11 protein-coding genes are annotated in these 20,894 nt (G+C 73.2%); 6 read left to right on the top strand and 5 right to left on the bottom strand.

The window, feature by feature from the left end; genetic code table 11:
* Positions 1-12: 12 nt before the first annotated feature.
* The 4 genes from VFZ92_RS13310 to VFZ92_RS13325 all read right to left on the bottom strand — a co-directional run bounded on the left by VFZ92_RS13310 (position 13) and on the right by VFZ92_RS13325 (position 4,181).
* On the bottom strand, positions 13-1,365 hold the full coding sequence (locus tag VFZ92_RS13310) for an NAD(P)(+) transhydrogenase (Re/Si-specific) subunit beta (protein WP_330876198.1): 1,353 nt from the start codon (positions 1,363-1,365) through the stop codon (positions 13-15).
* Positions 1,362-1,637: an NAD(P) transhydrogenase subunit alpha gene (locus VFZ92_RS13315; RefSeq protein WP_330876199.1), complete on the bottom strand. Its 276-nt coding sequence runs from the start codon at positions 1,635-1,637 to the stop codon at positions 1,362-1,364. The genes VFZ92_RS13310 and VFZ92_RS13315 overlap by 4 nt, the downstream gene beginning before the upstream one ends.
* On the bottom strand, positions 1,634-2,743 hold the full coding sequence (locus tag VFZ92_RS13320) for an NAD(P) transhydrogenase subunit alpha (protein WP_330876200.1): 1,110 nt from the start codon (positions 2,741-2,743) through the stop codon (positions 1,634-1,636). Before VFZ92_RS13320 ends, VFZ92_RS13315 begins: the two co-directional genes overlap by 4 nt.
* Positions 2,744-2,996: 253 nt before the next feature.
* On the bottom strand, positions 2,997-4,181 hold the full coding sequence (locus tag VFZ92_RS13325) for a nitric oxide synthase oxygenase (RefSeq protein WP_330876201.1): 1,185 nt from the start codon (positions 4,179-4,181) through the stop codon (positions 2,997-2,999).
* Between the two features lie 286 nt (positions 4,182-4,467).
* Between VFZ92_RS13325 and VFZ92_RS13330 the strand changes: the two genes are divergently transcribed.
* Positions 4,468-5,040 (top strand): phosphatase PAP2 family protein, encoded by a 573-nt coding sequence (locus tag VFZ92_RS13330; RefSeq protein WP_330876202.1) that lies wholly within the window; start codon positions 4,468-4,470, stop codon positions 5,038-5,040.
* Here the strand turns inward: VFZ92_RS13330 and VFZ92_RS13335 are convergent.
* The gene (locus tag VFZ92_RS13335) at positions 4,982-6,148 is read right to left on the bottom strand and encodes an FAD-dependent monooxygenase (RefSeq protein ID WP_330876203.1); all 1,167 of its coding nucleotides are present in this window, start codon (positions 6,146-6,148) and stop codon (positions 4,982-4,984) included. The two genes, VFZ92_RS13330 and VFZ92_RS13335, sit on opposite strands and share 59 nt — an antisense overlap.
* A 60-nt stretch (positions 6,149-6,208) precedes the next feature.
* Between VFZ92_RS13335 and VFZ92_RS13340 the strand changes: the two genes are divergently transcribed.
* From VFZ92_RS13340 to VFZ92_RS13360, 5 genes are all read left to right on the top strand, one after another.
* The gene (locus VFZ92_RS13340) at positions 6,209-6,808 is read left to right on the top strand and encodes a TetR/AcrR family transcriptional regulator (RefSeq protein WP_330876204.1); all 600 of its coding nucleotides are present in this window, start codon (positions 6,209-6,211) and stop codon (positions 6,806-6,808) included.
* Between the two features lie 219 nt (positions 6,809-7,027).
* Positions 7,028-8,605, top strand: coding sequence for an ATP-binding cassette domain-containing protein (locus VFZ92_RS13345; RefSeq protein WP_330876205.1), 1,578 nt, complete (start codon positions 7,028-7,030; stop codon positions 8,603-8,605).
* 78 nt (positions 8,606-8,683) lie between these two features.
* The gene (locus tag VFZ92_RS13350) at positions 8,684-9,886 is read left to right on the top strand and encodes a cytochrome P450 (RefSeq protein ID WP_330876206.1); all 1,203 of its coding nucleotides are present in this window, start codon (positions 8,684-8,686) and stop codon (positions 9,884-9,886) included.
* A complete protein-coding gene (locus VFZ92_RS13355; RefSeq protein WP_330876207.1) occupies positions 9,883-10,077 on the top strand; it encodes a ferredoxin in 195 nt (64 codons plus the stop codon). The genes VFZ92_RS13350 and VFZ92_RS13355 overlap by 4 nt, the downstream gene beginning before the upstream one ends.
* 190 nt (positions 10,078-10,267) lie before the next feature.
* Complete coding sequence (locus VFZ92_RS13360; protein ID WP_330876208.1) at positions 10,268-20,863, top strand: type I polyketide synthase; 10,596 nt, start codon at positions 10,268-10,270, stop codon at positions 20,861-20,863.
* Positions 20,864-20,894 lie beyond the last annotated feature (31 nt).

The following is a 20,894-nucleotide window of genomic DNA, read 5'->3' on the forward strand; positions in this document are numbered from 1 at the left end:
CGGGACCTCTCCTCAGAGCTGCTTCACGGCCGCGAGCAGCTTGGTGAGCGACTCCTTGGCGTCGCCGAACAGCATGGTGGTCTTCGTGTTGTAGAGCAGCTCGTTGTCGATGCCCGCGAAGCCCGGCCGCATGGAGCGCTTCATGAACACCACGGCCCGCGCGCGGTCGACGTCGAAGATCGGCATGCCGAAGATGGGGCTGGCGGGGTCGTCGCGCGCACCGGGGTTGACGACGTCGTTGGCGCCGACCACGAGGGCGACGTCCGTGCTCGTCATGCCGGGGTTCACGTCGTCGAGCTCCCTGAGCTGCTCGTAGGGCACGTCGGCCTCGGCCAGCAGCACGTTCATGTGGCCCGGCATCCGGCCCGCGACCGGGTGGATGCCGTAGCTGACGGAGATCCCCCGGTTCTCCAGCAGCGTCACCAGTTCCCGCGCGGCGTGCTGGGCCTGGGCCACGGCGAGGCCGTAGCCCGGCACGATGACGATGGAGTGGGCGTAGCCCAGCAGGATCGCGACGTCCTCGACGGTGCCGGAGCGGACGGTCCGCGACTCCTCGCCGTGCGCTCGGGCGACGGTCGCGGTGAACGCCCCGAACAGGATGTTCCCCAGCGGCCTGCCCATGGCCTGCGCCATCATCCGGGTCAGCAGGGTGCCGGACGCGCCGACGAGCGTGCCCGCGACGATCAGCAGGGTGTTCGCCAGCACGTAGCCGGACGCGGCCACGGCGAGGCCGGTGAACGCGTTGAGCAGCGAGATGGCGATCGGCACGTCCGCGCCGCCGACCGGCAGCACGAAGGCGATGCCCAGCAGCAGCCCGGCGACCGTCAGCGCGACCAGCAGCGCGGTGGACGACGTGACGAGCACGGCCACCGCGAGCCCCAGGCTGACGACGACGACCCCGATGCTCAGCACCCGGCCCGCGGGCAGCACGACCGGGCGGGTGGTCATGATCTCCTGGAGCTTCGCGAACGTGACGAGGCTGCCGGAGAAGCTGACCGCGCCGATCAGGACCGTCAGCACGGTGGCGACGCGGAACAGCAGCTCGCCCCCGTCGTGGAACTCGGCCAGCGCCACCAGCGCCGCCGCCGCGCCGCCGACCCCGTTGAACAGGGCCACCATCTGCGGGATGGCGGTCATCTTCACCGACCGCGCCGCGGGGATGCCGACGACCGTGCCCAGCGCGATGGCGACGAGGATCCACGGCCCGTTGTGGACGGCACCGTGCAGGAACGCCGTGACGACGGCGAGGGCCATTCCCGCCGCGCCGAGCAGGTTGCCCGCGCGGGCGAAGCGCGGCGTGCTCAGCCCCTTGAGCGCCAGCAGGAAGCACAGCGCGGCGACGAGGTAGGCCAGCTGGACGCTCATCGCTTGTGCCCCTTGAACATCTCCAGCATCCGGTCGGTGACGACGAAGCCGCCGACGACGTTGACGGTCGCGAGGAACACCGCGAGCAGGCCCAGCACGACCTGCACGCCGCTCTCGGCGGCGCCGGTGATGAGGACGGCGCCGACCAGGATCACGCCGTGGATGGCGTTGGCGCCCGACATCAGCGGCGTGTGCAGGATCGTGGAGACCTTCGAGACCACCTCGAACCCCACGAACGCCGCCAGCACGAAGATCGTGAGCAGGTCGATCACAGCAGCCCCCTGGTCGGCTCGTGCCGCACCTCGCCCGCGTGCGTCAGGCAGCACCCGGAGAGCACCTCGTCGGTCAGGTCCGGCTCGACGACGCCGTCCCGCACCATCATCAGCAGCAGGTTCGCGACGTTGCGCGCGTAGAGCTTGCTGGCGTGCACCGGCATCCCGCTGGGCATGTTGCGCGCGCCGTGCACGAGCACCTCGCCGACCCAGACCTCCTCGCCCGCCACCGAGGCGGTGCAGTTGCCGCCGGACTCGGCGGCGAGGTCCACGACGACCGAGCCGGGCGCCATCGCCTTGAGCATGTCGGTGGTGACGAGCACCGGGGCCGCCCTGCCGGGGATCGCGGCGGTGGTGATCACCACGTCGGAGGCGGCGACCCGCTCCGCGATCAGGTCCCGCTGGCGCTCCAGGAACGTCTCCGACTGCTCGGCCGCGTACACGCCGGTCTGCGCCTCCAGCGGCAGCTCCACGAAGCGCGCGCCGAGGCTGCGCACCTCCTCGGCCGCCGCCGCGCGCACGTCGTAGGCCTCCACGACGGCCCCGAGCCTGCGGGCGGTGGCGATGGCCTGCAAGCCCGCCACGCCCGCGCCGAGCACGAGCACCTTCGCGGGCGGCACGGTGCCCGCCGCCGTGGTGAACATGGGCAGGAACCGCGGCAGCCGCTCCGCCGCCACGAGCACCGCGCGGTACCCGGCCACGAGCGCCTGCGACGACAGGGCGTCAGCACCCTGCGCCCTGGTGACCCTCGGCAGCAGGTCGAGGCTGAACGAGGTCACCCGGCGCTCCGCCAGCACCCGCACCAGGTCGAGTTCGGTCGACGGGGACAGCAGGCTGATCGTCACGTCGCCGGGGCGCAGCTTCCGCGCCCTGGCGATCTCCAGTGGTTGGACGGACAGGACGACTTCCACTTCGCCGACCGGGTCGTGCCCGACGACCTGCGCGCCTGCCGCCCGGTACGCCGCGTCGGCGGCGTGCGCGTGCGTGCCTGCGCCCGATTGGACGTCCACGGCAAGACCCGCGCCGACCAGGGTGCGCACCGTGTCCGGAACGCACGCCACCCGGCGCTCGGCGGGCCGCGTCTCCGCGGGAATGCCGACTCTCACACCTGGTCACCCTAGCCGCCGAAAGGTGATCTAGACCACAGGAGACTCTTAACCGTGATCGCCGTACGCCCGTACGGATTAATCCCCGGACGAGGGCCCTCGTGCCGCCACGCCGTCGACCGGGCGGGGCCGGGGCGTGCCGGTCCGCGCGTCGCGGAGGCCGCCGCGACTCCTCGGAGCCGCTCCACCCCTGCGACGGCACCGTGGCGCGCGGGGTCCCGCAGCGGCTGCGGGACCCGCGCGCCACGAACCGCTAGTGGATGACGGGGCAGACGCCCGTGGTGCCGCCGGGGAAGAAGTTGGGCACCCTCTCCTCCTTGTCGTAGTACCGGTGGAACACCGGGGTCAGCGAGCCCGACATCGGAGGGACGATCCACGACCAGTCGGCGGGGCAGGTGCGGCCCGCCTCCTCCTCCTTCTGCACGTGGGTGAGGAAGCGCTGCGACTCGGTGTGGTGGTCGGTGATCGTCACGCCCGCCTCGGCGAACGAGTGCAGGACCGCCCGGTTCAGCTCGACCAGCGCGCGGTCGCGCCAGAGCGTCTGCTCGGAGGAGGTGTCGAGCCCCATCCTCTTGCCCAGGTAGGGCAGCAGGTCGTAGCGGTCGTTGTCGGCGAGGTTGCGGGCGCCGATCTCGGTGCCCATGTACCACCCGTTGAACGGCGCCGACGGGTAGTCGATGCCGCCGATCCGCATCCGCATGTTGCTGATGACGGGCACGGCGTGCCACCGCAGGCCGAGCTTGGCCAGCCACGGCAGTTCGGGGTGGCTCAGCGGTACCTCCAGCACGGCGTCCGGCGGGAGGTCCACCATCGCCGTGTCGGCGTCGGCGGTCTCCACGAGCACCGGCAGGACGTCGAACGGCCCCCTGGTCCGCGGCGGCTGCCAGCCGCGGGTGATCGCGTGGTCGGTGAGTTCGAGGTTCCGGCGGTCGCCGAGGACGCCGCCGTCCGGACCGCGGTAGGCGGCGTACCGGATGAGCTGCTCGTTGCGGATGCGGGGACCGGAGTGGCCGGGCTCGTCGGGGGCGAACACGGACATCACCGGGCGGATCTTCCCCGCGTTGGTGGCGATCCGGAGGTGCTCGACGCACTCGTCCGCCACCTCCTTGGGGTCGCGGAGATCACGCAGGTCGCGCACCTTGAGGCTGCGCCAGTAGAGCCTGCCGATGCAGCGGGCGCTGTTGCGCCAGGCAACCCTGGCGCCGAAGGTCAACTCTGTCGAGGTGTGCCGGTACGTGCCGGTCGCCGCTATCTCCGCGTGGACTTCGGCGAGACGGTCCTCCACCGGCCCCAGGTCATGGTTTTCCTCGTGGTGCAGCCGGATGAACGCGTCCGCTTCCGCGATGTCGATCTCGGCGGGCGGTGGGGCGACCGCGTTCTCGACGAGTGACGGAGGCAGCGGCATCACGTCTTCCGGACACGTGGGGAGGGGGGCCATGGCGGGACACCGTAATTGCACTTTCGTGGTCGGTGCACCGCCGTGCCGGTCACCGAGTTGCGCCGACGAGGCACCAGGCGTCGACACCGTAAGTGCTTGATCCGACAACCGGGTGATCAGAGCTGCGAGGACGAGTGGTGTCACAATCGTTACGGCTTGGACGCGCACCGGTTACCAGTGGCCAAGATCACATCGAATGTGCAGTCGATCCGGTGACGAATTCACCTTGTCAAGCGATGCCCCCCGCGTTCATCCGACGTTCACCGCCCGGCATACTCGACCCACAATGATCAAATCCAGTGCCGAGCTGTACCTGCTCATCACGCGCTTCGCCCAGTCCACCCCCGAATGGGTGCACTCGTTCGCCGACTTCGGCACCGACGCGGGTCTGCTGGTCTTCGCGGCCCTGTTCGGGTGGAACGGCTGGCGCCACCGGGGCACGCCGAACCACCGCCTCGCACTGGTGGCGCCGCTGGCGGTCATCGGCGCCTACGCGGTGAGCGAGGTGGTCAAGTCGTTCATCCAGGAGGAACGGCCCTGCCGGGCGGTCGCGGGCGCGGTGCCCATCGCCGAGTGCCCGACCATCGGCGACTGGTCGTTCCCCAGCAACCACGCCACGATCGCGGCCTCGTGCGCGGTCGTGCTGACGGTGGTCTGGGGGCGGATCGCGCCGCTGGTCATCCCACTGGCGATGCTGATGGCGTTCTCCAGGGTGTTCGTCGGGGTGCACTACCCGCACGACGTGGTGGCCGGGTTCCTGGTCGGCGCGGTGGTCGGCGCCGGGCTGGCGCTGCTCGCGATCAAGCTGGTGGGTCCCCCACCGGTCGTGCCGAGAGCGCTGGCGGTCGCCAACCGCTGAACCGGGTCATCCCGGACACGGCCGCCTTGGCCGGGACGGACCGCATCAGCGCGTTCCGCACCCCGATGGCGACCGGGTTGCGCAGGCCGAGCCCGACCCGCCCCACGAGCCGCGACGCCCTGGCCACGGCCTGCGTGCGCGGCCTGCGCTCGCGGTCGTACCGCGCCAGCGCCTCGGCCACGCTCGCTCCGTCCGAGCAGGCCGCCGCCAGCACCACGCCGTCCTCGACCGCCTGGCACGCGCCCTGCCCGAGGAACGGCGTCATGGCGTGCGCCGCGTCGCCCAGCAGCGCGACCCGGCCGCGCGCGTACCCCGGCAGCGGGCTCGCCAGCTCGTGGACGTCGTGGCGCAGCACCGCCCTCGGGTCGGTCGCGGCCAGCAGCGCGGGGATCGGCTCGTGCCAGCCGTCGACCAGCGCCCGCACCTCGGCCAGCTCGTCGTCGGCCCGCAGCCCAGGGGCCGACAGGGTCGCGGCGTACCAGTAGACCCGCCCGGCGGCGAGCGGCAGGACGCCGAACTCCGTGCCCGGCCCGAGGGTCTGGCCGATCTCCAGCGGCCCGGTGAAGTCCACGACCGCGCGCCACGCCGTCGTCCCCGCGTAGACCGGCGCCGGCGCGTCCGGCCACAGCCGGGACCGGACGCGGCTGCCGATGCCGTCCGCCGCGACCACCAGGTCCGCCTCCAGCACCACGGGCTCGCCGTCGACCAGGTAGCGCACCTCCGGCTCGACCTCCACGACGTCGGCCGAGGTGACGAGGCTGTCCGCGGGCAGCGCGGAGCGCAGCACCCGGTGCAGGTCGGCCCGGTGGATCGCGACCAGCCTGCCGCCGCGTTCCAGCTCGTCGGCGTCCAGGTGGCCGAGCGCGCGACCCCGGTGGTCCCGGACTCCGCCCGGCAGGCGCGGGGTGCCGTGCTCGCGCACGGCCTCGCCGAGGCCCAGCGCGTCGAGCGCGCGCATCGCGTTCGGCATCACGCCGATGCCCGCGCCGACCTCGCCGAACTCGGGTGCCCGTTCGAGCACCACCACCTCCCAGCCGACGCTCCGCAGCGCCACCGCCGCGGTCAGTCCGCCGAGACCACCTCCGACCACGACCGCCGTTCCGCGCACGTCGACCCCTTTCTACAGGTGTAGATCCGTCATACTACAGCTGTAGAAAGGGGTGGCGACGTGACCGACCGCATCTCCCAGCTCGCCGACGCGGCCATCGAGGTCGTGGCGGACCACGGGATGCGCGGGCTGACCCACCGCGCCGTCGACACCAGGGCGGGCGTGCCGCAGGGGTCGACGTCGGCGTACTTCCGCACCCGCAAGGCGCTGGTGGAAGGGCTGGTCCAGCGGCTGGCGGACGTCGAGGCGGCCGAGATCGACGCGAACCGGCTCAACCCCGCCGCGCACGACGGCCCACCGGACCTCGACCAGCTCGCGGACGGCATCGCCGCGCTGCTGGACCACTGGCTCACCGCGGGGCGGTCGAGGTCGCTGGCCAGGTTCGCCTGCCTGCTGGAGGCCACCCACCACCCCGAGCTGCGCACGATCCTCGCCCACGGCGACCGGCCACGGGCCCAGGCCCGCGCGCTGATGGCGCTGGCGGGGTCCGCCGACCCCGACCGGGACGGCCGCGCGGTGGTGGCGTTCGTCGACGGACTGCTGTTCGACCGGCTGGCGGGCGGCGGCGCGGCCACCGCGCCGGTACCGGGCACGCCCGAGAGCCGCGCCCAGCTTCGGCACGCGATCCGCGCGGCGGTGGCGGGCGTGCTCGCCGGGTAATTCGGTGGCGGGCTCCGGGGTCCCTCCCTATCGTCGGGACCATGGTTCCCCCCTTCGGCGTGTTCTACCTCTGAGTTCGGCCACGGCTCGGCGTGCGCTCGCACGCCGCTGTCCTCGACGTGCCCGAAAACGCTCGCCGTCCCGGCTCGAGCACCAGAACCAGTGGAACGCGCCCGCTCTCCTCCGCAGGCGCGCGTTCCCGCCGTCAAGAGGTGACCTGTGCGCACAGTGCCGCAACCAACCCGCCACGCCCACCTGCGGGCCGACGACCTGACCAAGGGCTTCGAAGCACGACCGGTCCTGTCCGGCGTCTCGCTCACCGCGTCCGCCGGTCAGCGCGTCGGCGTGATCGGTGAGAACGGCAGGGGCAAGTCGACCCTGCTCCGCCTGCTCGCGGGCGACCTGGACCCGGACACCGGCTCGGTGACCCGCCACGGCTCGGTCGCCACGGCCGACCAGGAACTCCCGTTCGCCGACGACGACACCGTCGGCACGATCGTCGACCGCGCGCTGGCCGCCGCGCGGGCCGCCCTGGCGGAGGTCGACGCCGCGGCCTCGGCGCTGGCCGGGGACGAGCCCGGCGCGGACGACCGCTACGCCGGGGCGCTGGCCGAGGCCGAGCGCCTGGAGGCGTGGGACGCCGAGCGGCGGGCCGACCTGGCGCTCGCGGCGCTCGGCGCGCCCGCCGACCGGTCCCGGCGGCTGGCCGAGCTGTCCGTCGGGCAGCGGTACCGGGTGCGCCTGGCCTGCGTGCTCGCCGAGCGCGCGGACGTCCTGCTGCTCGACGAGCCGACGAACCACCTCGACGCGTCGGGGATGGACTACCTGACCGCGCGGCTGCGCGAGCACCGGGGCGTGGTGGTGCTGGTCAGCCACGACCGGACGCTGCTGGACGAGGTGTGCACGGCGCTGCTCGACCTGGACCCGAACGCCGACGGCGAGGTCGTGCTGCACGGTGGCGGCTACTCCGCGTTCAAGGCGGCGAAGGCGGCCGAGCGCGCGCGGTGGGAGCAGCGGTACGCCCTGGAGTCCGCGAGGGACGCCGAACTCCGCGAGGAGGTCGCGGCGGCCGAGGCGCGGCTGATCACGTCCTGGCGGCCTCCCAAGGGAGCCGGGAAGCACAAGCGCGCGACCCGCGCGCCGAGCCGGATGCGCAACGTCGCCCGGAGGCTGGACGAGCTGACCGGGCAGCGGGTGCCGAAGCCGCCGGAGCCGCTCCGGTTCTCCGGCCCCGACCTCGCGGCGGGTCCGGACGAGGTGCTGCTGGGCGCGTCCGGCGTCACCGTGCCGGGCAGGCTGCGCCCGCACCCCGACCTGGCGGTGGCGGCGGGGGGCAGGCTGGTGGTCTCCGGTGAGAACGGGACGGGCAAGTCGACGCTGCTCGCCGTCCTCGCCGGGCGGCTGGCCCCGGCGACCGGCGTGGTCCGGCACGGCGCCAGGACCCGGATCGGGCTGCTGTCGCAGGAGTCGGACTTCCCCGACCCGGCGCTGAGCCCGGCCCGGCTGGTGCGGGACCCCGAGCCGCTGCGCGACCTGGGCCTGCTGCCCGACGTCGACCTGACCCGACCGGTCGGGCGGCTGTCGACCGGGCAGCGCAGGCGGCTGTCGCTGGCGCTGCTGCTGCTCGGCTCCCCGCACGTGCTCCTGCTCGACGAGCCGACGAACCACCTGTCGATCACGCTGGTCGACGAGCTGACCGAGGCGCTGCTGGTGACCTCGGCGGCGGTCGTCGTGGCGACCCACGACCGCAGGCTGCGCGGCGACCTGGCGTCGTGGCCACACCTTCGACTCATTTGAAAACAATGTTCTTCACATAGTCGTAAATCTTCTGTAGCTTCTGAACCAGGTCCGTTAACGCACTGGGAGGTGTGCACGATGACCGGAACGATCTCCACGGGGCTGCCCATGACTCGGGACAACCCCTTCGACCCGCCCACCGAGCTGCGGGAGCTCCGCGAGGAGTCGCCGATCAACCGGCTCCAGTTCCCCGACGGGCACCTCGGCTGGCTCATCACGGGTCACGAACTGACCCGAGAGGTCATGGCCGACCGCCGGTTCAGCTCGCGGGCGGAACTGCACCACCCCCTCATCGTCCGCGGCGACGGCCAGCCGCTCCGGCGCCCCGCCGCGTCCCCCGGCATGTTCATCTCGATGGACGCGCCGGACCACACGAGGTACCGCAAGCTGCTGACCGGGCAGTTCACCGTGCGGCGGATGAACCTGCTGTCGGCCCACATCGGGGAGATCGTCCTCGACCACGTGAAGGCGATGCGCGACGGGGGCACGTCGGCCGACCTGGTGGAGGCGTTCGCGCTCCCGATCCCCTCGCTGGTGATCTGCGAGCTGCTCGGCGTCCCCTACGACGAGCGGCACGTCTTCCAGGAGGACACCGCGAAGGCGCTGCGGCTGGACACCAGCGCGGAGGACGCCCTCGCGGCCTTCGAGCGGATCAAGGACTTCATCCGCGACCTCGTGCGGCGCAAGCGGACCACGCCCGGTGACGACATCATCAGCGGCCTGATCGCGAGCGGCGAGGACCTCGGCGACGAGGAGATCGCGGGCATGGGGGTGCTGCTGCTGGTCGCCGGGCACGAGACGACGGCGAACATGCTGGGCCTCGGCACGCTGACGCTGCTGAGCAACCCGGACCAGCTCGCCGCGCTGAAGGCGGACCCGTCCCTGATCGACAACACCGTCGAGGAACTGCTGCGGTACCTGTCGATCCTCCAGTTCGGCACCATCCGCACGGCGCTGGAGGACGTCGAGGTGGGCGGCGTGCTGATCAAGGAGGGCGAGACGGTGTCGCTGTCGCTCGCGGCGGCCAACCGCGACCCCGAGCGGTTCGACCGCCCCGAGGAGCTGGACGTCACGCGGTCGGCCAGCGGCCACATGAGCTTCGGCCACGGCGTGCACCAGTGCCTCGGCCAGCAGCTCGCGCGCATCGAGATGCGGATAGGGTTCGCCACGCTGTTCCGCGAGTTCCCGAACCTCCGGCTCGCGGTACCGGTTGAGGAGGTGCCGCTGCGCACCGACATGGCGATCTACGGGGTTCACGCGCTTCCGGTGGAGTGGTCATGAAGATCGAGGCAGATGCGGCGAAGTGCTGCGGTTCCGGCATGTGCGTGCTGACCGACCCGGACGTCTTCGACCAGAGCGAGGACGACGGCACGGTCATCGTGCTCGACGTCGAACCGGCGGAGTCCCACCACGCGGCGGCGCGGGAAGCGGCGGCGCTGTGCCCCGCGGGCGCCATCACCGTGCACGGCTGATCCACCCCGGCACCCCGTCCGCTCGCCGGGCGGGGTGCCGGGCCCACCCTCTCCGACGTGCGCCGACGCGACTATAGGGGTCGCATTGGGGGCCGTCTGGGGTGTCGTCCGCACCAGCCCGTCACTAGCTTTCGACAAGCGATCTGTGCCGGGAATTGTCGTGCGGGCTTCGTGAAAAGGGTGGCGCTGAATGTCCAACGAGGAGAAGCTCCGCGACTACCTCAGGCGGGTGACCGCCGATCTGCACAGCACGCGCCACCGGTTGCAGGAGGTCGAGAACGCGGGCCAGGAGCCCGTCGCGATCGTGGCGATGGGGTGCCGGTTCGCGGGCGGGATCACCTCCCCCGAGGAGCTGTGGGACTTCGTCGTGAACGGCCGGGACGCGGTCGCGCCGTTCCCCACCGACCGCGGCTGGGACCTGGAAGCGCTGTACCACCCCGATCCCGACCACCAGGGCACCTCCTACGTGATGGAGGGCGCCTTCGTCGACGGGGTCGCGGAGTTCGACCCGAGCTTCTTCGGCATCTCGCCGCGCGAGGCGATCACGATGGACCCGCAGCAGAGACTGCTGCTGGAGACCGCGTGGCACACGTTCGAGCGCGCGGGCATCGACCCGCACTCGTTGCGCGGCAGCCGGACCGGTGTGTTCACCTCCACCAACGGCCAGGACTACTTCACCAACCTCCAGGGCGAACTGCCCGAGGGCCTTGAGGGCCACGTCGGCACGGGCACCGCGGCGAGCATGATCTCCGGCCGCCTGTCCTACACGTTCGGCCTCGAAGGCCCTGCCGTCACGGTCGACACCGCGTGCTCCGGCTCGCTGGTGACGCTGCACCTCGCCGTGCAGGCGCTGCGCGGCGGCGAGTGCGACCTCGCGCTCGCGGGCGGCGCGACGATCATGACCTCCCCCGGTGCCTTCATCGACTTCAGCCGCGCCCGCGGCCTGTCGTGGGACGCGCGCTGCAAGTCGTTCGCGGCGGGTGCCGACGGCACCAGCTGGGGCGACGGCGTCGGCCTGGTGCTGGTGGAACGGCTGTCCGACGCGCTGCGCAACGGCCACGACGTGCTCGCGGTCGTGCGCGGCATCGCGGTGAACCAGGACGGCGCGTCCAACGGCCTCACCGCGCCGAACGGCCCGTCGCAGCAGCGCGTGATCCGCCAGGCGCTCGCCGACGCGCGGCTGTCCGCGATGGACGTCGACGTCATCGAGGCGCACGGCACCGGCACGAAGCTGGGCGACCCGATCGAGGCGCAGGCGCTGATCGAGGCGTACGGACCGGAGCGCGACACGCCGCTGCTGCTCGGGTCGGTGAAGTCCAACATCGGCCACACCCAGGCGGCGGCCGGTGTCGCCGCGGTCATCAAGACCGTTCTCGCGCTCCAGCACGGAGTCGTGCCGAAGACGCTGCACGTGGACGCGCCGTCACCGCAGATCGACTGGAGCTCCGGCGCGGCCGAGCTGGTCACCGAAACCCGTCCGTGGCCCGAGACCGGGCACCTCCGGCGGGCCGGTGTGTCCTCCTTCGGTTACAGCGGGACGAACGCGCACGCGATCCTCGAACAGGCGCCAGAGGCGACGGTGGAGGCGGTCGAACGTCGTGCGCTGCCGCTGGTTCCGGTGGCTCTGTCCGGCAAGACCGAGGAAGCCCTGCGCGCCCAGGCCCGCAACCTCCTGTCCTGGGACGGCGACCTCACCGACCTCGGCTTCTCCGCCGCGACCACGCGGGCGCACCTGGACCACCGCGCGGTCGTCGTGGCCGAGGGCCGCGACGAACTCCTCGCGGGCCTCCAGGCCCTCGCCGACGGCTCCCCGGTGGCGGGCGAGGCCGTGGAGGGCCGCACGGCCGTGGTCTTCACCGGCCAGGGCAGCCAGCGGATCGCGATGGGGCACCAGCTCCACGCCACGTTCCCGGTGTACGCCGCCGCGTTCGACGCCGTGTGCGACCGGTTCGACCCGCGCCTCCGCGAAGCGCTGGACGACGCGGACCTGCTCAACCGGACCGAGTTCACCCAGCCCGCCCTGTTCGCCGTCGAGGTCGCCCTCTACCGGCTCGTCGAGTCCTGGGGCGTCGCACCCGACTTCCTCGCGGGCCACTCCATCGGTGAACTCGCCGCCGCCCACGTCGCCGGAGTCCTGTCCCTGGACGACGCCACGACACTCGTCGCCGCACGCGGCAAGTTGATGCAGGCGCTGCCCGCCGGTGGCGCGATGGTCGCCGTGCAGGCCACCGAGGACGAGGTGCGGAAGCACCTGACCGACCGCGTGTCCGTGGCCGCCGTCAACGGGCCGCGGTCCGTCGTCGTCGCGGGCGACGAGGACGCGGTCGAACAGGTCGTCGCCCAGTTCACCGACCGGAAGTCCAAGCGGCTCACCGTGTCGCACGCGTTCCACTCCCCCCGCATGGACGGGATGCTGGCCGAGTTCCGCGCGGTCGCGGAGGGGCTGACGTTCACCGCCCCCACGACGTCCATCGTGTCCACCCTGACCGGTGAACTCGTCTCCGACGAGGAGATCACCTCGCCGGAGTACTGGGTGCGCCACGTCCGCGAGGCCGTGCGCTTCGCCGACGCCGTGCGGACCCTCGAAGCCGAGGGCGTCACCACCGTCCTGGAACTCGGCCCCGACGGCGTGCTCACGGCCATGGGCGCCGAGAGCGCGACCAGGGCGCGGCTCGTCCCGTCGCTGCGCAAGGACCGCGACGAGGTGCGGTCGATCGTCACCGCGCTCGGCGCCGTGCACGCGAGCGGCGCCCCGGTCGACTGGGCCGCCTTCTACGCGGGCTCGGGCGCGCGGCGCGTCCCGCTGCCCACCTACGCCTTCCAGCGCGAGCGCTACTGGGTCGAGAGCGGCCAGGCCGCGCAGGACGTGACCTCGGCCGGTCTCGGCTCGGCCGACCACCCGCTGCTCGCCGCGGTCCTGTCCGCGCCCGGCGGCGGCACGCTGTTCACCGCCCGCCTGTCGCTGGCGGGTCACGCGTGGCTCGGCGACCACGTCGTCTCCGGCAACGCCGTCGTGCCCGGCACCGCGCTGGTGGAGCTGGCGATCCGCGCCGGCGACGAACTCGGCTGCGGCCACCTCGAAGAGCTGCTGCTGCAAGCACCGCTCGTCCTGCCCCAGCAGGGCGCGGTGACCCTGTGCGTCTCGGTCGCGGAGCCGGACGCCTCCGCGCGGCGCGCGATCACCGTGTACTCCCGGCAGGACGCCGACGAGTGGACCACGCACGCGATCGGCGTGCTGACCGACGAGCAGGTGCCCGCCGGGTTCGACCTGGCCGCGTGGCCGCCGCCCGGCGCCGAGTCGATCGAGCTGGGTTCGGTCTACGACGACCTCGCCGAGTCGGGCCTGTCCTACGGTCCGGTGTTCCGCGGCCTGCGGGCGGCCTGGCGCGACGGCGACGACCTCTACGCCGAGGTCGGCCTCCCCGACGCCGAGCACCGCCCCGCAGGCCAGTTCGGCGTGCACCCGGCCCTGCTGGACTCGGTGCTGCACACCCTCGGGCTCGGCGCGGAGAAGCAGGAGACCGGCTCGCTCCCGTTCTCCTGGAACGGGGTCAGCCTCTACGCGGCGGGCGCGACGACGTTGCGCGCCAGGATCTCCCCCGCCGGGCAGGGCGTGTCGATCAGCGTCGCCGACGGCGGCGGTGCCCCCGTGGCGCGCATCGACTCGCTGGTGCTGCGCCAGATCGGCGGCATGAAGTCCGGCGGCGCCAAGTCCGACTCGCTGTTCCGCGTCGACTGGACCGCCCTGGCGCTGGAGGGCCGGGAGAACGCCGCCCGGCCCGTGGTGCTGCACGCCCCCGACGGCGATCCCCGCGAGGTCACCGCCCTGGTGTTGGCCGACCTCCAGGAGCGCTTGGCGGGCGACGACGTGCTCGTGGTCGTCACCAGCGGCGCCGTCGCGGTGCTGCCGGGCGAGGACGTGCCGAACCTGGCGCACGCCGCGGTGTCCGGCCTCGTGCGGGCCGCCCAGTCCGAGCACCTCGACCGGATCTTCCTCGTCGACACCGACGCCCCCGAGCAGCTCGACGCGGCGGCCGTGGTCGCGAGCGGCGAGGGTGAGGTCGCGATCCGCGGCGGCAAGGCGTTCGCGCCGCGCCTGGTGCGGGCGTTCGCCGGGACCGTGCCCGCGTTCGAGGGCGACGGCCCGTGGCGGATGGACTTCACCGAGCAGGGCACGGTCGACAACCTCGTCACGATCCCGTGGCCCGAGGTCACCCGCGAGCTGGAGCCGCACGAGGTGCGGATCGGCGTGCGCGCGGCGGGCGTGAACTTCCGCGACGTGATGAACGCGCTCGGCATGTACCCCGGTGACGCGGGCCTGATGGGTCTGGAGGCCTCCGGCGTCGTGCTGGCCGTCGGGTCCGGTGTGGACGGTCTCGCGCCGGGCGACCGGGTGATGGGCATGATGGACGCCGCCTTCGGGCCGGTCGCCGTCGCCGACCACCGGATGGTGTGCCCGATGCCTGCGGGCTGGTCGTTCACCGAGGCGGCCGGGGTGCCGCTGGTGTTCCTGACCGCCCTCTACGGCCTCGGTGACCTGGCCGGGCTCGGTGAGGGCGAGTCCGTGCTGATCCACGCCGCCGCGGGTGGTGTCGGCATGGCCGCCACGCAGGTGGCCCGCCGGCTCGGCGCGGAGGTCTACGGCACCGCGTCCACCGGCAAGTGGCACGTGCTGCGCGCCGCCGGGATCCCCGACGACCACATCGCGTCCTCGCGCACCACGGAGTTCGAGCGGCAGTTCACCACCGCCACCGGCGGTCGGGGCGTCGACGTCGTCCTGGACGCGCTCTCGGGCGAGTTCGTGGACGCCTCGCTGCGCCTGGTCGGACTCGGTGGCGGCGGTCGCTTCGTGGAGATGGGCAAGACCGACGTCCGCGAGGTCGACGAGGTCGCGGGGCAGTACCCCGGCGTCCGCTACCGCGCGTTCGACCTGATCGAGGCAGGCCCGGACCGCATCAAGGAGATGCTCCACCAGCTCTACGACTGGTTCTCCGCGGGCCACCTGCGCCCGCTGCCGGTCACCTCCTGGGACCTGCACCGCGCGCCCGAGGCGTTCCGCTACCTGGGGCAGGCCAAGCACATCGGCAAGGTCGTCCTCACCATCCCGGCGAAGGTCGACGGCACCGTCCTCATCACCGGCGGCACCGGTGGTCTCGGCGCGGAACTGGCCCGCCACCTCGTCGGCCAAGGAGTTCAGCACCTCGTGCTGACCTCCCGCCGAGGCCCGGACGCGCCCGGTGCCGCCGAACTCGTGGCCGAACTGGACGCGCGGGTCGACGTCGTGGCCTGCGACGTGTCCGACCGCGCCGCCCTGGAGGCGCTGCTGGCCGACATCCCGGACCTGTCCGGTGTCGTGCACACCGCCGGCGTCCTGGCCGACGGCATCCTCGAATCCCTGACGCCCGAGCGGATCGACGCCGTGTTCGCGCCGAAGGTCGACGCCGCGCGGCACCTGCACGAGCTCACCCGCGACCGCGACCTGGCGATGTTCGTCCTGTTCTCCTCCTCCGCGGGCCTGCTCGGCTCGCCGGGACAGGCCAACTACGCCGCCGCCAACACCTACCTCAACGGTCTCGCCGCGCACCGCCGCGCGCAGGGCCTGCCGGGCATCGCGCTCACGTGGGGGCTCTGGGACCAGAGCGCGGGCATGGGCGCGGGCCTGTCGAAGGTCGACCTCGCCCGCATGGCCCGTGCCGGGATGCCCGCCCTCGCGATGGCGGAGGGCATGGCGCTGTTCGACTCGGCGCTGGTGCTGGACGAACCGGTCACCGTCCCGATCAAGCTCGACCTCGGCTCGCTGCGGTCGGCCAAGAACGACCTGCACCCGGTGCTGCGCGGCCTGGTCCGCGTGCCGGTGCGCAGGGCCGCCGCAGGCAGTGGCGCGGAATCCTCGCAGTGGAGCCAGAAGCTGGGTTCGCTGAGCCCGACCGAGCAGGACGAACTGCTGCTGGACATGGTTCGCGGCCAGGTCGCCGTGGTGCTCGGCTTCTCCTCCGCGCAGCAGGTCCAGCCGGGCCGCGGCCTGGTCGACATGGGCCTCGACTCGCTGTCCGCCGTGGAGCTGCGCAACACCCTGAGCAGCGCCACCGGTCTCCGCCTGCCCGCCACGGTCGTCTTCGACTACCCGACCCCGCAGGCGCTCGCCGGGCACCTGCGCACCGAGCTGGTCGACGCGGCGGACAGCGGTCCGGCGCAGGTCGTGGCCGCCGCCGTCGGCTCCGACGAGCCCATCGCGATCGTGTCGATGGCCTGCCGCCTGCCCGGCGGCGTGCGGTCGCCGGAAGACCTGTGGGACCTCGTCTCCACGGGCCGCGACGCCATCGCGCCGCTGCCGGTGGACCGCGGCTGGGCCGTGGAGGACTTCGACTTCGACGTCGCGGGCGGTGGTTTCGTCGACCACGCCACGGACTTCGACCCGGCGTTCTTCGGCATCTCCCCGCGTGAGGCCCTCGCGATGGACCCGCAGCAGCGGCTGCTGCTGGAGACCACGTGGGAGACCTTCGAACGCGCCGGGCTCGACCCGGCGACGATGCGCGGCACCCAGGCCGGTGTGTTCATCGGCGGCAGCGCCACGGACTACGGCAGCGGCGGCGTCGCGATCCCCGAGGAGCTGGCGGGCCTGCTGCTCACCGGCAGCACGCCCAGCGTGATGTCCGGTCGCATCGCCTACACGTTCGGCCTCGAAGGCCCGGCGATGACCGTCGACACGGCGTGCTCGTCGTCGCTGGTGGCGCTGCACCTGGCCGCGCAGTCCCTGCGGCGCGGCGAGTGCGACCTCGCCCTCGCGGGCGGTGTCATGGTCCTGTCCACCCCGGCCCTGTTCGAGGAGTTCGCGAAGCAGAGCGGTCTGTCCACCGACGGCCGCTGCAAGGCGTTCGCCGCGGGCGCCGACGGCACGGGCTGGGCCGAGGGCGTCGGGATGCTCCTGGTCGAACGCCTGTCCGACGCCCGCCGCAACGGCCACGACGTCCTCGCCGTGGTGCGGGGCTCGGCGGTCAACCAGGACGGCGCGTCCAGCACGCTGACCGCCCCCAACGGCCCCTCGCAGCAGCGCGTCATCCGCCAGGCCCTCGCCAACTCCGGCCTCACCACCGCCGACGTCGACGTGGTCGAGGCGCACGGCACCGGCACGAAGCTGGGCGACCCGATCGAGGCGCAGGCCGTCCTCGCCACCTACGGCCAGGACCGCGAGCACCCCGTCCTGCTGGGCTCGCTCAAGTCCAACATCGGCCACGCCCAGTCCGCCGCGGGCGTCGCGGGCGTGATCAAGATGGTCCAGGCGATCCGGCACGGCCTCGCGCCCAAGACGCTGCACGTGGACGAGCCCTCCCCGCACGTGGACTGGGCGTCCGGCGCGGTCGAGCTGCTCACCGACGCGCGGGCGTGGCCCGAGCACGACCGGCCGCGGCGCGCGGGCGTGTCGGCGTTCGGCATCGGCGGCACCAACGCCCACCTGATCCTGGAGCAGGCGCCCGAGGCCGCGAACAGCGGCGTCGGACGCTCTGGTCCTCCCCCGCCCGTCGGTGGGGCTTCGAAGCGCAAGCCGCTGCCGCTGGTCCCGTTCGTGCTGTCGGCCCGGTCGCCGGAATCCCTGCGGGCGCAGGCCGACCGCGTGGCGGCGCTGCCGTCCACCGACCTGACCGACCTCGGTTTCTCGCTGGCCACCACGAGGGCGCTGTTCGAGCACCGCGCGGTCGTCGTCGCCGAGAGCCACGAGGACCTGGTCCGCGAACTCGCCACCGTCGAGGCCACCGACGCCACGGCGGGCGGCGGGCTGGCGGTGCTGTTCACCGGCCAGGGCAGCCAGCGGGTCGCGATGGGACAGGAACTCCACGCCGCGTTCCCGGTGTTCGCGGACGCCTTCGACGCCGTGTGCGACCGCTTCGACCCCCGCCTCCGCGAGGCCTTCAACGACACCGACCTGCTCGACCGGACCGAGTTCACCCAACCTGCCCTCTTCGCGATCGAGGTAGCCCTCTACCGCCTGGTCGAATCCTGGGGCGTCACCCCGGACTTCCTCGCGGGCCACTCCATCGGCGAACTCGCCGCCGCCCACGTCGCCGGGGTGCTGTCCCTGGACGACGCCGCCACGCTGGTCGCCGCCCGCGGCGCGCTCATGCAGGCGCTGCCCGCCGGTGGCGCGATGGTCGCCGTGCGGGCCACCGAGGACGAGGTCCTGCCCCACCTGACGGACCGCGTGTCCATCGCCGCCGTCAACGGCCCCACGTCCGTCGTGGTCGCAGGCGACGAGGACGCCGTGCTCGCCGTCGTGGCCCGGTTCGAGGACCGCAAGTCCAAGCGGCTCAGCGTCTCCCACGCGTTCCACTCGCCGCGCATGGACGACGTACTCGACGAGTTCCTGGTGGTCGCGAAGGGCCTCGACTACTCGGCCCCGACGATCCCGATCGTCTCGACGCTGACCGGGAAGCTGGTCACCGCCGAGGAGGTCACCTCGCCGGAGTACTGGGTGCGCCACGTCCGCGAGGCCGTGCGCTTCGCCGACGCGGTCACCACCCTGGAGGCCGAGGGCGTCGGCACGTTCCTGGAACTGGGCCCGGACGGCGTGCTCACCGCGATGGGCGCGGACAGCGTGCGGAAGGCCGTGCTCGTCGCCGGGCTGCGCGCGGACCGGCCCGAACCCCGCGCGCTGCTCACGGCGCTGGGCAGGGTGCACGCCCGCGGCGTGGACGTCGACTGGGCCGGGATGTTCGCGGACACCGGGGCCCGGCGCGTCGCCCTGCCGACGTACGCGTTCCAGCACGAGCGCTTCTGGCTCGACGCCGCCCCGAGGTCGAGCGCGGGCTCACTGGCCGACGCCGAGTTCTGGGCCGCCGTCGAGCAGGAGGACCTGGCCTCGCTCGCGGGTCTCGACCTGTCCGGCGACCTCCCGCTGCGCGAGGCGCTGCCCGCGCTGTCCACGTGGCGGCGCGGCAGCCGCGAGCGCTCCACGGTGGACGGCTGGCGCTACCGCGTCCGCTGGCAGCCCGTCGACCCCGGCACCACCGCGGTCACCGGCCGCTGGCTGGTCGTCGCGGACATGCACGAGGCCGCGCTGCTCGCGGGCATGACCGCACTCGGCCTCGACGTCGTCCCCGTCGACGCGTTCAGCGACCGGGGGGCGCTGGCGAAGGCCCTCGCCGACGCCGGTCCCGCCGACGGCGTCCTGTCGCTCGCCCGCGACCCCGAGGCGACCCTCGTCCTCGTGCAGGCGCTCGGCGACGCGGACGTGCGGGCCCCGCTGTGGTGCCTGACCCGCGGTGCCGTGTCGACCGGCAACGACCACGTCGACCCCGTCAAGGCCGCCGTGTGGGGCCTGGGCCGGGTCGTCGCGCTGGAGCACCCCGAGCGCTGGGGCGGACTGGTCGACCTGCCGTCCACGATGGACGGTGAAGGCCTCTTCCGGCTCCTCACCGTGCTGACGGGCCGCGAGGACCAGGTGGCCGTCCGCGCCAACGGGGTCTTCGCCCGACGCCTCGTCCACGCCCCGGCCCGCTCGGGCGCCCAGCCGTGGAGCCCGAGCGGCACCGCGCTGATCACCGGCGGCACCGGCGCGCTCGGCGGGCACGTCGCCCGCTGGCTCGCCGCCGAAGGCGTCGACCACCTGGTCCTGGCCTCCCGTCGAGGCGCGGAGGCACCCGGTGCGGCCGAGCTGACCGCCGACCTGGAAGCGCTCGGCGCGCGCGTCACGATCGCCGCGTGCGACACGACCAACCGCGCCGCCGTGGCCGCGCTGGTCGCCGAGCACCCGCCGACGGCCGTGTTCCACGCGGCGGGCACCGAACTGGTCCGCCCGATCCACGAGCACGACACCGCCGAGTTCGACGCCGTGCTGGCCGCCAAGCTCGTCGGCGCCCGGCACCTCGACGAACTGGTGGGAGACGTGGACGCGTTCGTCCTGTTCTCGTCGATCTCGGCCACGTGGGGCAGCGGCGCCCAGTCCGCCTACTCCGCGGCCAACGCCGCGCTCGACGGCCTGGCCGAGTCCCGGTCGGCGCGCGGTGCGGCGGCCCTGTCCGTCGCGTGGGGCCCGTGGTCCGGTGGCGGCATGGCCGACGCCGACGCCACCGAGGCCCTGCGCCTGCGCGGTGTCGCGGCCCTGCCGTCCGCACAGGCGCTGGCGGCGCTGAAGGAGGCCCTCTCCCAGCGCGACACCACCGTCACGGTCGCCGACGTCGACTGGCCGAGGTTCGCGGACGTGTTCACCGCAGCCCGACCCAGCCCGCTGATCGCCGACCTGCCCGAGGTCCAGCAGGCTCCCCAGTCGGCCACCCCGGACCGCTCGACCCTGCTGGGCGAGCTGGAGGCCCTGACGTCGATGGAGCAGGACCGCCACCTGATGGACCTGGTCCGCTCGCGCGTCGCCGCCGTCCTGGGCCACAGCGGGATCGAGGCCGTGCAACCGGACCGCGCGTTCGGCGACCTCGGCTTCGACTCCCTCAGCGCCGTCGAACTGCGCGACACCCTGGGAGCGTCGACGGGTCTCGCCCTGCCCGCGACGCTCATCTTCGACTACCCGACGTCGACCGCGCTCGTCGAGTTCCTGCGCACGGCGCTGGAACTCGACGAGCAGGTCAAGGCCCCCGTGCTGGACGAGTTGGAGCAGTTGGAGAACGCGGTCGCCAGGACCGACCTCGACGGCGACACCCGTGCCGCCGTGGTCGGCAGGTTGCAGTCCCTGCTGGCCCGCTGCGCACCGGTCAGCGGCGGGACCAGCATCGTCGACCAGATCGACGCGGCCGACGACGACGAGATGTTCGCGCTGATCGACCAGGAGTTCGGCGCCTAGTGCGCTGACCTCCACCGGGTTTCGCGGCGCG

The sequence above is a fragment of the Umezawaea sp. genome (assembly GCF_036375055.1).
In the GTDB taxonomy this organism is placed as follows: Bacteria; Actinomycetota; Actinomycetes; order Mycobacteriales; family Pseudonocardiaceae; genus Umezawaea.

What these genes read in the sequence shown, in the direction of transcription:
- VFZ92_RS13310 (WP_330876198.1), bottom strand. Translation starts at nt 1,365, where the DNA reads ATGAGCGTCCAGCTGGCCTACCTCGTCGCCGCGCTGTGCTTCCTGCTG.
- VFZ92_RS13325 (WP_330876201.1), bottom strand. Translation starts at nt 4,181, where the DNA reads ATGGCCCCCCTCCCCACGTGTCCGGAAGACGTGATGCCGCTGCCTCCG.
- VFZ92_RS13330 (WP_330876202.1), top strand. Translation starts at nt 4,468, where the DNA reads ATGATCAAATCCAGTGCCGAGCTGTACCTGCTCATCACGCGCTTCGCC.
- VFZ92_RS13350 (WP_330876206.1), top strand. Translation starts at nt 8,684, where the DNA reads ATGACCGGAACGATCTCCACGGGGCTGCCCATGACTCGGGACAACCCC.
- VFZ92_RS13355 (WP_330876207.1), top strand. Translation starts at nt 9,883, where the DNA reads ATGAAGATCGAGGCAGATGCGGCGAAGTGCTGCGGTTCCGGCATGTGC.
- VFZ92_RS13360 (WP_330876208.1), top strand. Translation starts at nt 10,268, where the DNA reads ATGTCCAACGAGGAGAAGCTCCGCGACTACCTCAGGCGGGTGACCGCC.